The 13,017-nt window shown below is 70.7% G+C and carries 16 protein-coding genes, 2 tRNA genes, 1 other RNA gene and 1 pseudogene; 10 read left to right on the top strand and 10 right to left on the bottom strand.

Annotation, left to right across the window (positions count from 1 at the left end):
- The first annotated feature begins 176 nt into the window (after positions 1-176).
- The gene (locus AB0J88_RS00460; RefSeq protein ID WP_364354170.1) at positions 177-1,160 is read left to right on the top strand and encodes a helix-turn-helix transcriptional regulator; all 984 of its coding nucleotides are present in this window, start codon (positions 177-179) and stop codon (positions 1,158-1,160) included.
- Positions 1,161-1,172: 12 nt separating this feature from the next.
- On the opposite strand, the gene ffs is transcribed toward AB0J88_RS00460, so the two are convergent.
- Positions 1,173-1,263: signal recognition particle sRNA small type (gene ffs, locus AB0J88_RS00455), an RNA gene on the bottom strand.
- Between the two features lie 80 nt (positions 1,264-1,343).
- Here ffs and AB0J88_RS00450 point away from each other — a divergent pair.
- The 3 genes from AB0J88_RS00450 (at position 1,344) to AB0J88_RS00440 (ending at position 2,729) form a co-directional block, all read left to right on the top strand.
- Positions 1,344-1,428 (top strand) — tRNA-Ser (locus AB0J88_RS00450).
- Between the two features lie 89 nt (positions 1,429-1,517).
- Entirely contained in the window at positions 1,518-2,090 is a 573-nt protein-coding gene (locus AB0J88_RS00445) for a uridylate kinase (protein WP_364354167.1), read from the top strand.
- Positions 2,091-2,186: 96 nt separating this feature from the next.
- The gene (locus tag AB0J88_RS00440; protein ID WP_364354164.1) at positions 2,187-2,729 is read left to right on the top strand and encodes a hypothetical protein; all 543 of its coding nucleotides are present in this window, start codon (positions 2,187-2,189) and stop codon (positions 2,727-2,729) included.
- A 12-nt stretch (positions 2,730-2,741) separates the two neighbouring features.
- Here AB0J88_RS00440 and AB0J88_RS00435 read toward each other — a convergent pair.
- A pseudogene (locus AB0J88_RS00435) lies at positions 2,742-2,915 on the bottom strand (helix-turn-helix transcriptional regulator); the annotation flags it as partial.
- A 177-nt stretch (positions 2,916-3,092) separates the two neighbouring features.
- Between AB0J88_RS00435 and AB0J88_RS00430 the strand changes: the two are divergent.
- The gene (locus tag AB0J88_RS00430) at positions 3,093-3,551 is read left to right on the top strand and encodes a VOC family protein (protein ID WP_364354161.1); all 459 of its coding nucleotides are present in this window, start codon (positions 3,093-3,095) and stop codon (positions 3,549-3,551) included.
- A 43-nt stretch (positions 3,552-3,594) separates the two neighbouring features.
- On the opposite strand, the gene AB0J88_RS00425 is transcribed toward AB0J88_RS00430, so the two are convergent.
- Positions 3,595-3,681, bottom strand: a tRNA-Ser gene (locus tag AB0J88_RS00425).
- A 93-nt stretch (positions 3,682-3,774) separates the two neighbouring features.
- Here AB0J88_RS00425 and deoD point away from each other — a divergent pair.
- From deoD to AB0J88_RS00410, 3 genes are read left to right on the top strand one after another with little or no spacing between them, the layout of a single operon-like run.
- Positions 3,775-4,482, top strand: coding sequence for a purine-nucleoside phosphorylase (gene deoD / locus AB0J88_RS00420; protein ID WP_364354158.1), 708 nt, complete (start codon positions 3,775-3,777; stop codon positions 4,480-4,482).
- Between the two features lie 57 nt (positions 4,483-4,539).
- Positions 4,540-5,178 (top strand): TetR/AcrR family transcriptional regulator, encoded by a 639-nt coding sequence (locus tag AB0J88_RS00415; RefSeq protein WP_364354155.1) that lies wholly within the window; start codon positions 4,540-4,542, stop codon positions 5,176-5,178.
- Entirely contained in the window at positions 5,175-5,636 is a 462-nt protein-coding gene (locus AB0J88_RS00410) for a thioesterase family protein (RefSeq protein ID WP_364354152.1), read from the top strand. Before AB0J88_RS00415 ends, AB0J88_RS00410 begins: the two co-directional genes overlap by 4 nt.
- On the opposite strand, the gene AB0J88_RS00405 is transcribed toward AB0J88_RS00410, so the two are convergent.
- The 5 genes from AB0J88_RS00405 to AB0J88_RS00385 all read right to left on the bottom strand — a co-directional run bounded on the left by AB0J88_RS00405 (position 5,610) and on the right by AB0J88_RS00385 (position 8,560).
- Positions 5,610-6,080 carry a nucleoside deaminase gene (locus AB0J88_RS00405; protein WP_364354149.1) on the bottom strand — a complete coding sequence of 157 codons (471 nt, stop codon included), beginning with the start codon at positions 6,078-6,080 and terminating at the stop codon, positions 5,610-5,612. The genes AB0J88_RS00410 and AB0J88_RS00405 overlap by 27 nt on opposite strands.
- Complete coding sequence (locus tag AB0J88_RS00400; protein ID WP_364354146.1) at positions 6,077-6,586, bottom strand: tRNA adenosine deaminase-associated protein; 510 nt, start codon at positions 6,584-6,586, stop codon at positions 6,077-6,079. The genes AB0J88_RS00405 and AB0J88_RS00400 overlap by 4 nt, the downstream gene beginning before the upstream one ends.
- A gap of 123 nt (positions 6,587-6,709) precedes the next feature.
- On the bottom strand, positions 6,710-6,877 hold the full coding sequence (locus tag AB0J88_RS00395) for a hypothetical protein (protein ID WP_179266492.1): 168 nt from the start codon (positions 6,875-6,877) through the stop codon (positions 6,710-6,712).
- A 115-nt stretch (positions 6,878-6,992) separates the two neighbouring features.
- On the bottom strand, positions 6,993-7,361 hold the full coding sequence (locus tag AB0J88_RS00390) for a hypothetical protein (protein ID WP_364354142.1): 369 nt from the start codon (positions 7,359-7,361) through the stop codon (positions 6,993-6,995).
- 50 nt (positions 7,362-7,411) lie between these two features.
- Positions 7,412-8,560: a hypothetical protein gene (locus tag AB0J88_RS00385; RefSeq protein ID WP_364354139.1), complete on the bottom strand. Its 1,149-nt coding sequence runs from the start codon at positions 8,558-8,560 to the stop codon at positions 7,412-7,414.
- A 110-nt stretch (positions 8,561-8,670) separates the two neighbouring features.
- On the opposite strand from AB0J88_RS00385, the gene AB0J88_RS00380 reads away from it, so the two are divergent.
- Positions 8,671-9,690: a prephenate dehydrogenase/arogenate dehydrogenase family protein gene (locus AB0J88_RS00380; RefSeq protein ID WP_364354136.1), complete on the top strand. Its 1,020-nt coding sequence runs from the start codon at positions 8,671-8,673 to the stop codon at positions 9,688-9,690.
- Here AB0J88_RS00380 and mtnA read toward each other — a convergent pair.
- The gene (gene mtnA, locus AB0J88_RS00375; RefSeq protein WP_364354133.1) at positions 9,644-10,606 is read right to left on the bottom strand and encodes an S-methyl-5-thioribose-1-phosphate isomerase; all 963 of its coding nucleotides are present in this window, start codon (positions 10,604-10,606) and stop codon (positions 9,644-9,646) included. The genes AB0J88_RS00380 and mtnA overlap by 47 nt on opposite strands.
- A gap of 56 nt (positions 10,607-10,662) precedes the next feature.
- Here mtnA and AB0J88_RS00370 point away from each other — a divergent pair, with 56 nt between their 5' ends.
- Entirely contained in the window at positions 10,663-11,739 is a 1,077-nt protein-coding gene (locus tag AB0J88_RS00370; protein ID WP_364354130.1) for a PHP domain-containing protein, read from the top strand.
- 245 nt (positions 11,740-11,984) lie between these two features.
- Here AB0J88_RS00370 and AB0J88_RS00365 read toward each other — a convergent pair whose 3' ends face one another.
- Positions 11,985-12,959: a DMT family transporter gene (locus tag AB0J88_RS00365; RefSeq protein ID WP_364354127.1), complete on the bottom strand. Its 975-nt coding sequence runs from the start codon at positions 12,957-12,959 to the stop codon at positions 11,985-11,987.
- Positions 12,960-13,017: the final 58 nt, after the last annotated feature.

Genomic DNA, 13,017 nt, shown 5'->3' with positions numbered 1-13,017 from the left:
AACTGGGTTGGCAACGCCCGGACATCGCACGAGGTAGCCGGCGCAGTTGGGGGGTGAGGGGCCTGCGCCGACTTCGCACACACTGGCACACGCACGACATGGACGGGACGCTCCGGTTGCGTCGTATTTAGGTCATGGCGCATACTCGCCAGCGCTTGACCTGGGGGAAGTAACGCGTGACCGACAGCTCACCGCTCGCCGCACTCGGCCTGCGACCCATCGAAGAAGCGACCTACCGCGAATTGGTCGCCCGTCCCGCCGCAACCACCGAAGAGCTCGCCGCGGCGCTCGACACCAGCCTGCCCGAGGCGGACGCTGCCCTGGCCAGCCTGCACGGCCTCGGCCTGGCCGCCCGCTCCGGTGGCCGATATATCGCCAGCTCCCCCGCTTTCGCCCTTGGCCCGCTGGTCACCGCCCGCCGCGACCAGCTGCGCCGGGCGGAGCTCGAGCTCGCCAACCTGGCGGCCCGGTACCGGGCGACGGCCGCCGACCGTGCCGCCGGCGACCTGGTCGAGGTGGTCAGCGGGATCGATGTGATCAGCCAGCGCTTCGAGCAGCTTCAGGCGACTGCGACGGACGAGGTGCAGGCCCTGGTCACCACCACGACGCTCGCGGTGAGCCGGGCCGACAACACGGTCGAGACCGAGACCTTGCGCAGAGGCGTCCGCTATCGGGTCGTCGTCGAGCGGGCGGTGCTGGAAGAGGACGGCGGCACGGCCGACGCGGTCACCGCGTTGGCGGCGGGAGAAGAGGTACGCGTCGCCGACCACGTGCCGATCAAGCTCGTGATCGCGGACCGGGCGATCGGCGTGTTGCCGATGGCCGACGAGACCAACCTCCCCACGGCGATCGTGGTGCACCGCAGCGGCCTGCTCGACGCGTTGCAGGCCCTCTTCGACGCGGTGTGGGACCGCGCCTGGCCGCTCTCGCTCGGCCTCGACGGCGAGCTGAACGAGCAATCCGAGGACGGCCGGCTCTTCCCTCTCGACCGCCAGGTGCTCGCCCTCCTGCTGACCGGGCTGACCGACCGCGCCATCGCCTCGCAGCTCGGCATGTCGATGCGCACGGTGCAGCGCCGGGTGCAGCGAATGATGGAGTTGGCCGGCGTGCGCACCCGCATGCAACTGGGCTGGTACGCCGCGCAGTCCGAGTGGACCTGAGGCCAGAGACAGAAAGGCCCCTCGTGCACCCGTCAGAGCCCGCTTATCCTTGCTGCCTTCCGGCCCTGGGGAGGTTCACAGGTTGTACGCCGCACGAGGGGTGCCCCTAGCGTACCCGGGCTGACCCGTCGCCGGGTTTGGGGTGGCCTGGATCGCCCCGAGCAGACCTGTATCCTGTGCGACGGAGGATTCGCCTAGAGGCCTAGGGCGCACGCTTGGAAAGCGTGTTGGGTTAACACCCTCACGAGTTCGAATCTCGTATCCTCCGCTCGCTGATCAGCGACTTTCTTCGTAGGGCCGGTCCAATTGCGGGCCGGCCCTACATTCGTATCCAGGCTCGGCGGACGGGCGGATCTCGTGAGTCGACGGCAAGAGGTGCTGGTGGCGTTGGCGGACGCCGCACTCGCGGTCGAGCGTCCCCACCCCGTGCGCGTAGCGATCGACGGTTGCTCTGCCGCAGGCAAGACGACGCTCTCCGACGAGCTCGCGGCGACGCTTCGCGAACGGACCGCCCGCGAGGTGATCCGGGTCAGCATCGACCAGTTCAGGCGGGCCGTCGCGCTGCGGACCCGTTTTCCACAGGACTCCCCGGAGAGCTACTACCTGGACTCCTGGGACAACGACGGGATCCGCGACAAGCTGCTCGTGCCGCTCGGCCCGGGCGGCACCCTCAGCTATCGCCCCGCGCTGATGGACCTCGCCGCACTCACCGCGCTCGACGGGCCGGACCGCACCGCGACGGCCGACGCCGTCCTGATCGCAGACGGCTGCTTCCTGCAACGTCCGGAGCTCGACCCGCACTGGGATCTGCGGATCTTCGTCGACATTCCGCTCGACGCGGTGCGACCCCGGGACCGCGCCCAGCTGGTTGTAGACAACCGCGACTTCGAGGCCCCCAGGCTGACCGTCAGGCCACACCCGAGCGCATAAGGCCAGCTCAGCTGGCACCTCCTCGTACACACGTTCTATCCACACGCTGTGGATAAACCTGTGGATAACGACTACGTTGTGTGCTTGGGAGGTCACATGAAGCCACGGTTCATCCCCCTGGTCGTCGTTGCGCTTGCGCTCTTCGCTCTCCTCGCGGGCTATTCCACCCAGCGCGGCGGTTCGCCCGCCTATGCCAGCGCGACCACTACGGCGACGAGTTCCGACGTCGTCGACTTCGACGGCGTCCGCGACGTGCGGCTCGGCCAGACCGACACCGAGCTCGCTCAGCAGGGTGCGATGGCCAGACCTCAGGAAGCCTGCGGCCCGGTGCTCACCGACGTGCACGAGGCGAGCCCCGTCTTCGCCAACGGTGAGCTCGTGCTGATGTGGGTCAACCCGCCGCTGGCCACGCCCGAGGGCGTCGGTGTCGGCACGTCGGTCGAGGCCACGAAGGCGGCGTATCCGCAGGCGACGACCATGAACGCGCCGGCGGGCAGCTATCAGTTCGACGGGCTGATGGTCACCAGCGGCGACCGCGCCTATCTCTTCATGCACGACGGCCAGACCGTGCGGAAGGCCGTCGTCGGCTACACCGACGACGTGCAGCGCCTGTTCACCCTCGGCGTCGGCAACTGCTGACGCCAACCGGCCGGGCACGCCAAGCGCCTGCTCCACCCGGTCCAGCAGGCGCGGCGTCGCCCGCCGCAGGCCGTTCTCCACTCTGGACAGATGGCTCTTGTCGCACGGCACCAACGCCGCCAGGTCGGCGAGGCTGAAACCCTGCGCCAGCCGCAGCTCGCGGAGTCGACCACCTAACGTCTGCATTTCCCACACCCCCGTGAGTCGAATGGGTCCTCGGGGTCAATGCTGAACGGTGGGTCTGACGATTCAGCGGTTGCGCGGGTTGCCTGCCGGATCTGTCAACGCCGGCAAAGCCGGTTTCCGCGAAACGGTCCGCACGTCCCCGTTAACGTGACGATTGGAGCCGTCGGAGGGAGTGCCATGGCCGCCCAGCCCGCGCCCGCGAAGAACCCGTCCAGCCCGTTCGCCTCCGCCCGTGGCGACCACGCCGCCGTCCGGGTCCCGGACTACGCCGAGGCCAGACGTTGGTACACGGAGAAGCTGGACTTCCGCGTCGTCGCCGAATGGTCGTGGGCCGGCCTGCAGCTCGCCTACCTCGCGCCGCCCAACGACGACACCTTCCGTGTCGAGCTCTTCGGCGGAGGCAACCCCGACCCGGGCACCTACTACACCAACGTGATCGACAGCCTCGAACGCCCGGGCTACCACCACTTCTGCCTGCGGGTCGACGACGTCGACGAGGTGCTGGCCGAGCTCGACCGCCGTGGTGTCACAATCTTCGGCCGCCCCTTCGACCTCAAAGAGATCAACAGCCGGCTGGCCCTGATCGGCGACCCGTGGGGCAACATGATCGAACTGTCCGCGCCACTCGCGAGCTGACCAAAGAACGACGCCGGGCCCACGAGGGACCCGGCGTCAACGGCGGTGGCGGCGGGATTTGAACCCGCGGAGGGCGTAAACCCTCACACGCTTTCGAGGCGTGCTCCTTAGGCCACTCGGACACACCACCGCCGAGAAGATTACCTGACCCTCGCAGCGCCTGGCTCGGGGGCACCGCCCTCCCCTCCTGCCAGCGCAAACCCGAGGTGGCAGGATCGCCCGCATGAGTATTCACATCGGGGCGGAGCCCGGCGACATCGCGGAACACGTCCTCATGCCCGGCGACCCGCTCCGGGCGAAGTGGATCGCCGAGACCTACCTCGACGACGCCAAGTGCTACACCCAGGTGCGCGGCATGCTCGGCTACACCGGCCGCTGGCAGGGCGTCGAGGTCTCGGTGCAGGGCTCCGGCATGGGCATGCCGTCCGCGTCGATCTACGCGCACGAGCTGATCAACGACTACGGCGTCAAGACGCTGATCCGGGTGGGCTCCTGCGGCGCCCTCGCCGAGGAGCTCCAGCTCCGGGACGTCATCGCCGCCAGCGGGGCGTCGACCGACTCCAACATGAACCGGGCGCGGTTCGACGGCCTGATCGACTATGCCCCGGTCGCCGACTTCGGCCTGTTGCGCACCGCCGTTGACAAGGCCGAGCAGCGCGGCATCCCGATGACGGTCGGTCCGATCCTGGCCGCCGACGCGTTCTACACCGACCGTCCGGACCTCTACGACGCCCTCGCCGACTATGGCGTGCTGGCGGTCGAAATGGAGTCCGCGGCGCTGTACACGATCGCCGCTCGGTTCAAGGCCCGCGCGTTGACCCTGCTCACGGTCTCCGACCACATCAAGCGCGGGGAGAAGACCACCTCGCAGGAGCGCGAGCAGACCTTCGGGCAGATGGTCGAGATCGCGCTGGACACCGCGATCGCGTGACGTGCGCCACTACTAAATGAACGACCGGTCGGTCGGTTACCCCGGTACGGTGACCGAGTGACCATCGACGGCCGGATCGCCCGCGGCGACCGCACCCGTGCGGCCGTGCTCGACCGCGCGGTCGCCCGGGCAACCGAGGACGGGCTGGACGGGCTCTCCCTCGGCCAGCTCGCGACCGACCTCGGCGTGAGCAAGTCGGGCCTGTTCGCGCACTGGCGGTCGAAAGAAGATCTCCAGCTCGCCACCGTCGAACGGGCCGAGCAGCAGTTTCTCGACCAGGTGACCCGTCCGGCGTTGACCGCGCCCCGCGGGGTTCGGCGGCTCTGGGCCCTGCACGATCGGCGGATCGCGTTCTACGAGAGCGAGCTGCTCCCGGGTGGCTGCTTCTTCGCCAAGGTGCAGTTCGAGTTCAGCGTGCGGCCCGGCGTGGTGCGCGACCGCCTCGCGACCACGTTCACCCTCTGGTCGGACTTCGTCGACAACCTCGCGCGGCTCGCCGTCCGCGAGGGTGACCTGCGCGCCGACACCGACACGCGGCAACTGGCGTACGAGCTCGAGTCCTTCGCGTTGACCGCGGTCATGCAGTCCCGCCTGCTCTCCCCCGAGATCGCCTACCGATACGCGCGCCGGGCGGCCCTCGACCGCCTGCGCACCCTCGCCACCGATCCCGCCCTGCTACCAGAGGACCTCGCATGACGACCATCACCGAGTACGGCCACGCGGAGCGGGTCCGCATCCACTACGACGACCTCGATTCGATGGGAATCGTCCACAACTCGCGGTACTCGCTCCTCCTCGAGCGCGCGCTGACGGCGTACTGGGAAGAACGCGGTTTCGGCATCGTCGACGGCCGGCCGACCGCACCGGACGTGTTCCACGCGGTCGCCGAGTTCGCGATCCAATACAAGGCGCCCATCCGCGGTACGGGCGACGTCCTGATCCACTTCTGGCTCGACGCGTTCGGGACGTCCAGCGGGGTCTACGGCTTCCGGATCACGTCGGTGGACGGCACGAAACTGCACGCCGAAGGGCACCGCTCGATCGTGCGCCTCGATCCGGCGACGATGCGGCCGACCCCCTGGACGCCGGCCGCCCGCACCGTTGCGGCACCGTTGCTGAAGCCGGCGTCAGCCGGTTCGGAAGAAGCCGCGTAGCAGGTCGGCGGCCTCGGTCGCGAGCACACCGCCGTACACCTCGGGTCGGTGTGTCAACCGCCGGTCCCGGACCACGTCCCAGAGCGAGCCGACCGCGCCGGTCTTCGGCTCCCACGCTCCGAACACCACCGTGGACACCCGGGCCAGCACCAGGGCGCCCGCGCACATCGTGCACGGCTCGAGCGTCACGACCAGCGTGCACCCGTCCAAGCGCCATCTGCCGAGGGCCGCCGCCGCCCGCCGCATGGCAACTATCTCCGCGTGCGCCGTCGGATCGCCGGTCAACTCCCGCTCGTTGTGACCGACCGCGAGCTCGTTGCCGTTCGCGTCGAGCAACACCGCTCCGACCGGGACGTCCGCCGCATCGGTGACCGCCGCGTCGGCCGCGACCGCCAACGCCCGCCGCATCCACTCCTCGTGGCGGCCGCGCCGTGGCGCCGTCACGCCTCCCGAAGCTCCTCGAGCTCGTCGCCGCACCCGACCGTCTGGCAGACCTCGGCGGTGACGTCGGCGGGCAGCAACCCCTCGCGGGTGCACAGCTCAAGCAGCCGACGGGCCGAGACGCCCAGGTCGGCCAGCAGGTCGGCCTCGCCGACGGGGTCGGCATCCGGGTCCGCCGCCGGCTTGTCGGGGTCGGCGCTCTGCTCGACGACCTCGTCGATCTCGATCGCCGGTGCCTTGAGGTCCCCGACCAGCAGCGATCCCAACCGCGACTCCTCGGCGAAGGCCGAGTCGGAGCCGAAGATCCGCAGGTCCTCACCCTCGTCGAGGCGCATGACGACCAGATAGGTGTCGTCGGACTCGACGAAGAGCAGCGAGATGTCGGCGTCGAGGTCGACGTCGCGAAGGCGGTCGGCGACCTCTTCGATGTCCGCGACGCCGTTCAGGTTGACCTCGGCGGCGCTCCAGCCGGCCGAACCGCGGACCGCGGCTCCAGCGAAGTACGACACGGCGTATGCCCCCATTTACCCCGGTGGCGCGCGGCCGCCGCCGTGCACCGGCATTCCATTACGACGTGACGGTAGTCGGTCGGGCGGGCGGCAGCCCGGCCAACGCCCCGAAGGAGGTACTGGTCAGCTGGCCAGCCGCCGGCGCGTCGCGATCAACTCGCGCAGCCGGTCACCCTGAGCACGTCGAGGTTGGCTGCGCTCGCGGACCGACTTCGCTCCCGCGAGCTCAGCCAGCAGCTGCATTCGGCGGCGGCTGCGCTCAGGGTCCAGCCGCTGCACTTTCCAAGCCATGGCGGCAGCGTCTCCGATGCTCGAGCGGTTAGTCAAGGCCGGTCGCACAGTGCACGCGATCCCCTACGCAGCGCGGCTTCCCGGCCACCAGCGGTCGCGACTCGAACACGGCTGGTCACCACAGTGGCCAGTCGCCGCGGCTCAGCCAGGTGACGCCGAGGACCACCGCCGCGATGCTCCAGCCGAGGGCGGTGACGGCCGCGAGGCCCACCGCGACACCACGGTCACCGACCTTGGCCAGCACCAACGCCACCAGCCAGCCGATCCCGCCGGCCAGCAGCGTCCAGTAGACGTAGCCGTTGACGGTCGAGTCGACCACGCCGAAGGCCAGCAACCAGACGGCGCCCGCACCGGCCCCGGCCGCGACGGCGCCACCCCGCACGGGATGCGGTTCGCGGTAGGTGGGCCGGGTCCGCGCCGAGGGGAACAGGCCCGATGGCGGTGTACGCGGAGCGCCCGCGGGCGGCATCGCCTGTTGCGTCATCGGGACCCCCTCTCGAACCCGTACCCACCCTACCGAGCGCCTCCGTACCCTCAGCCGAACTGCGCCAGCCGAGCCCGGGAGGCGCCGCGGATCGTGGTGAACGCGCCACCCGCGACGACCTTGTGCAGGCTGCCGCTGGCGGCCATCGTGTGCACCCCGCTCGACCCGTTGCCGTCGGCGGTCCAGGGCAGCAACGCGCCGCCGGACTCGTTCGCGGCGGCCAGCTTGATGCGCCGGGTGTTGCCGTCGATGCAGGAACCCTTGTCACCGGTACGGGCCGACTTGCACACGTTGTCGTAGTGGCCGCCGATGTAGACCACCCGGTCGAGCACGGCGACCGCCTGGGCGTCCCCGTCCATCGTCAAGGTCCAGCGGCCCGCGCCCGAGGTGGTAAACGCACCGAGCCGCCCGCCCGGACCGCCCATCGCGGCGTAGATGCCGGACGCACCGACCGCCACCGCGTGCACGACCTCGCTGGCCCGCGAGGTGAAGCCGGCGTCGACCGCCCCGGAGGTGGTCAACGCGGCGAGGTGGCGGGTGCCCGACGCACCGCTGATCGAGTCGAACTGACCACCGACGTAGATCCGCCGGCCGACCGGCACGACCGTCTCGACGGTGTCGTCGGCCTTGGGCCGCCAACCCGCGACCACCGCGCCGGTGCTGGGGTCGAACGCGGCGAGGCGGTGGATCGCCTGGCCGTTGAGGCTGGTCATCGTCCCGCCGGCGTAGAGACGGCCGTTGGCGACGGCGAGTGAGTACGGCATGCCGGTCAACGACTGCTTGAAGGAGTTGTGCACCGAGCCGTTGCCGGCGTCGAGGCGCGCCAGGCCGTCCCGGCGCGTTCCACTGATCGCCGTGAAAGCGCCGCCGACGAACACCGCGCGACCCGACACGGCGATCGCACGGACCGTGCTGTCCGCGCCGGGGGCCCAACCCAGCAGCGCGCCCGTGCGGGCGTTGACCGCTGCCAGCCGGTTCCGTGTGACCGTCCGACCGCCGGCCGTCACGCTGGTGAAGTCGCCACCCACGTAGAGCGTGTCCCCGGCGTACGCGGTGGCCAGCACCGTGCCGTTGAACGTCGGCAACGGATCCGGCGTCACGTTGACAACAGCGGCCAGCGCCGGCGAACCAGGCGACAACAAAGCCGCGGTGGCCGCGACAGACGCGATGAGACCGGCGAGTTTGCCCCTAAATGTCACGTCGACACCGTATCTGGGCGATTAGGCTAATCCGGACTACGAAACGCGGACGGCGTCGCCCCACGGGCATCATGCGCCGCAACGGGTCGAGGTGTGCGAAAGTCGCTCGCGTGGACATCGCGGTGATCGGGTTGGGTCTCATCGGCGGGTCGGCGCTGCGCGCGCTGGCCGCTCGCGGGCACCGCGTGCTCGGCTACGACGCCGACCCGGCCACCCGGGCGACCGCCCGCACCGCCGCCGCGCGTGCACCGCAGAACGCCCGCTGGCAGATCGCCGGCACGATCCGGGACACCGTCACGGATGCGGGCCTGGTGCTCGTCGCGGTGCCGTTGCCGGCGTTGCCCCGGGTGTTCGACGAGATCGCCGCCACCGGCTACACCGGGTTGGTCACCGACGTCACCTCGGTCAAGACGCCGGTGCGGATGCTGGTCGAGCAGCGGCTCCAGGCCCGTCACCAGCGGCTGTCTGGCTTCGTGGGCGGGCATCCGATGGCGGGCAAAGAGAGCTCCGGGTTCGGTGCGGCCGACGCCGACCTCTTCCACGACTGTGCCTGGGTGCTGTGCTTCGAGCCCGGCCAGACCTCGCTCGGCGACTGGTTGGATCTGGCCGAGCTCGTCATCGGGCTCGGTGCGCGGGTGGTGCCGACCACGGCCGAGGAGCACGACCGGGCCGTGGCCACCATCAGCCACGTACCCCATCTGCTGGCCACCGCCCTCGCCGCCAGCGCGGCCGACCCGCTCGCCGGCGCCCTGGCCGCGGGGTCGTTCCGCGACGGCACGCGTGTTGCGGCAACCAGGCCGGAGCTCGTGGCGGCGATGTGTGGCGGCAACGCGCCCGCGGTCGCCCCGACCCTGGACGGCATCATCGCCGCGTTGCAGGAGGCGCGGGCCGCGTTGGCCGCCCCCGACCCGATCTCCGCGGTGTTGCCCTGGTTGGCGCCGGGTCACGCGATGCGGGCCGGCTGGCCCCCGCCGTTGGCCGCACCGCTGGACATCCCCGCCCGTCCGGACGCTCTCCTGCGACTCGGCCGGGCGGGCGGTTGGGTGCGGGCCGTCGCCGCGGACCGGTCGACGGTCAGCGTGGTCAGACCCGCTCCCCGCGGTCCAGGCGGATTACTCGACGATCTGTGACGATCGCGGTCACCAGGTCGTGCGGCGTCACGTCGAACGCAGGGTTCACCGCCGGCACGCCGCTGATCACTTCCGCACCGTCGCGGTCCTCGATCTCCACGTCGGCACCGGTCGGGGTGTCCATGTCGACGGTCGACTCCGGCGCCACCACGACGAACGGGATCCCGGCCCGCCGGGCGCCCAGCGCGTGCGCGTACGTGCCGACCTTGTTGACGGTGTCGCCGTTGCCGCAGATCCGGTCGGCGCCCAGGACCACCACGTCCACCTCGCCGCGCGCCATCAGGAACGGGCCGGCACTGTCGACCGCGACCCGGAAGTCGACGCCGAGCTGGTCGAGCTCCCAGGCGGTCAACCTCGCTCCTTGCAGCAGCGGCCGGGTCTCGCTGGCGATCACGGGACCTAGCGACCGCCGGCGGTGCAGCTCGGCCACGACGCCCAGCGCCGTGCCACCGACCACCGCCGCGAGCGCGCCGGTGTTGCAGTGGGTCAGCACTTTCGGCTCCGCGCCGCAGAGCTCGGTCAACAGGTCCGCACCGCGGGTGGCCATGGCGGCCGACGCGGCGATCTCCTCGTCGCGCAGCGCATCGGCTTCTTCGAGGACCGCGTCGAAGCCCTGTGGCAGACGGGTCGCCGCTCGTTGTGCCCCGCGGGCGAGGTTGACCGCGGTCGGCCGCGCGTACGTCACCAGGCGCACGGCCGCTGCCAGCGCCTCGGAGTCGCCGCCGTGTTGCTTGGCCGCGAGCGCCACGCCGTAGCCGCCGGCCACGCCCAGCGCCGGCGCGCCGCGGACCGCGAGCGAGCGGATCGCGTCGACCAACTCCTCGACGGTGCCGATCCGCCGGACCTCCAGCTGGCCGGGCAGCTTGGTCTGGTCGATGAGCTCGATGGCCCCGTCCACCCAGTCGATCGTTCGCATGACGCCAACGCTAACCGGGGTCGGTGTCGGAGCGCTTTGCCCAGTAGGTTCGGAGCGTGACGACCGCGCGTGACCCTGTCGCCGATCTCCGGCGCATCGCGTTCCTGCTCGAACGAGCCAACGAGGCGACCTACCGCGTACGCGCGTTCCGCTCGGCGGCCAAGACGCTGAGTGGGCTGCCGGCGGGCGAGATCGCCCAGCGTTCTGCGGCTGGGACCCTCACGGAGCTGTCCGGCGTGGGCGACGTGACCGCCCGGTGTGTCACCGAGTCGCTGGCCGGCGAGGAGCCGGTCTACCTGCGCCGACTCAACGCGACGGAGGGCGTCGACCTCGACGAGGCGGCCGCGGCGTTGCGGTCGGCGCTGCGCGGTGACTGCCACACCCACTCCGACTGGTCCGACGGCGGCTCGCCGATCGAGGAGATGGCCCTCGCCGCGGTCGAGCTAGGTCACGGGTACGTGGTGCTGACCGACCACTCCCCCTCGCTCAAGGTGGCGCGGGGCCTGACCGCGGATCGGCTGAAGCGACAGCTCGACTACGTGGCGGCGGTCAACGAGGCGCTGCCGGAAGGCTTCCGCATCCTCACGGGCATCGAGGTCGACATCCTGGCCGACGGTTCGCTGGACCAGGAGGACGAACTGCTCGCCCGCCTCGACGTGGTCGTCGGCTCGGTGCACAGCGGCCTCCGCGACGAGAGCGCGCGCATGACCCGCCGGATGCTGCGGGCCGTCGAGAACCCGCACCTGGACGTACTCGGCCACTGCACGGGCCGAATGGTCGCCAACCGACCGGCTGGCGCGGAAGGCCCAGGCGACCGAGGCCACCGCAAACGGCTGCGCCCACCGTCGGACTTCGACGCGGCGGCCGTGTTCGCGGCATGCGCGGAGCACGGCAAAGCCGTCGAGATCAACTCGCGCCCCGAACGACAGGACCCGCCGAAACGCCTGATGCGCCAGGCCCTCGAAGCCGGCTGCGTGTTCACGATCAGCACCGACGCCCACGCACCGGGCCAGCTGGACTGGCAACGCTTCGGCTGCGAACGCGCGGCCCTGTGCGGCGTCCCGGCCGACCGCGTAGTCAACACCTGGCCGGCCGAGCAACTCGTCGCCTGGGCCGCGGGCCACGAGAGCTGAAGCCGCGGGCAGGACTCGCACGGCGTAGCTCCAGGTCGCGGTTGAGTTTGGCCGTCGCAGACCCAACCCGCTGGCGGGCTGCCTCGGCCGCGACCCACGAGCGCTCAAGGCGCGGGCACCACTCGCTCGCCGTAGCTCCAGGCCGCAGTCGCGTCTCCAGACCCAAGCCGCGGGCCGGCTCGTCGCCTGCCAACCGGGCGGCGGCTGAGCGAGAGTTGCCGGCCGCGGCGATTGGGAGGCGGGTTCTAGGCTCGGTCGACGGCTAGCTCGGCTTCTGGGGCCACCGCCGCCGGTTGGGGGCGCTTGCGGGTTGCGATCAAGCCCTGGGCAACCGCGACGCCGACCAGCACGATCAGGGCGCCTACTGGCTGGTGCCAGGTGATGTGTTCGTCGAGGGCGAGCACGCCGAGCACGACGGCGAAGATGGGGATCAGGTAGGTGACCATCGACGCGGTGGTCGCGCCGACGAGTTTGATGTTGCGCATGTTGAGTACGAAGGCCAGGCCCGTGCCGATCGCCCCCAGCGCCAGGATGCTGGCGATCGCCTTGCCCGACAGGTCGCCCAGCGGGGTCGGTGCGCCGGCCGTCAGCGGGGCCACGACGGCGAGCGCGACCGTCGCTGTGATCAGTTGCCCGGCCGCCAGCGCCAGGCCGGACTCGCCGCTGTCGCTGATGAACCGCTTCGTGTAGGGGATCGCTATCGCGTAGCAGGCCGCGGCGGCGATGCACATCAGCTGGCCCGTGAACTGCGCGCCGCCCAGACCCTCCCAGACGCCGAGCACGACCAGCACGCCGACGAACCCGATCAGGAGCCCGACCGCCCGGTTCATGGTCATCCGCTCGGTGCGGAACAGGTAGACCGCCAGCGGCAGCACCAGAAGAGCGGTCGTGGCGTTCCAGATGCCGGCGAGGGACGACGAGACGCGCTCCTCCCCGTAGCCGAAAAGGGTGAATGGCATTGCCGTGCCCACCACGCCGGTGACCGTCAGATGCCCCCATAGACGCAGGTCGCGGGGTAGCCGGTCGCGGGTAACGGCGATCACGACGAGCAGGGTCAGAACGCCCGCGAGCACTCGGCCGAGCGTCACGTAAAGCGGATGTAGCTCGGCCACTCCCACCTTGATGAACAGGAAGCTCGAGCCCCAGATCACGCCGAGGAGCACGAAACCCGGCAGCCAACTGCGCGCGTCGGCCCTGTCAGGAGTGGTTGCGGTCGTCACCCATGACACTCTGCCTTATGGGTACGACAAGAATCGCGCGCTTTTCGGACCCCTCCCT

Origin of the sequence: Asanoa sp. NPDC049475, assembly GCF_040676915.1 — a bacterium.
GTDB lineage: Bacteria > Actinomycetota > Actinomycetes > Mycobacteriales > Micromonosporaceae > Asanoa.
The sequence above is the reverse complement of the archived record's forward strand: the minus strand, read 5'-3'. Positions and strand labels throughout refer to the sequence as shown.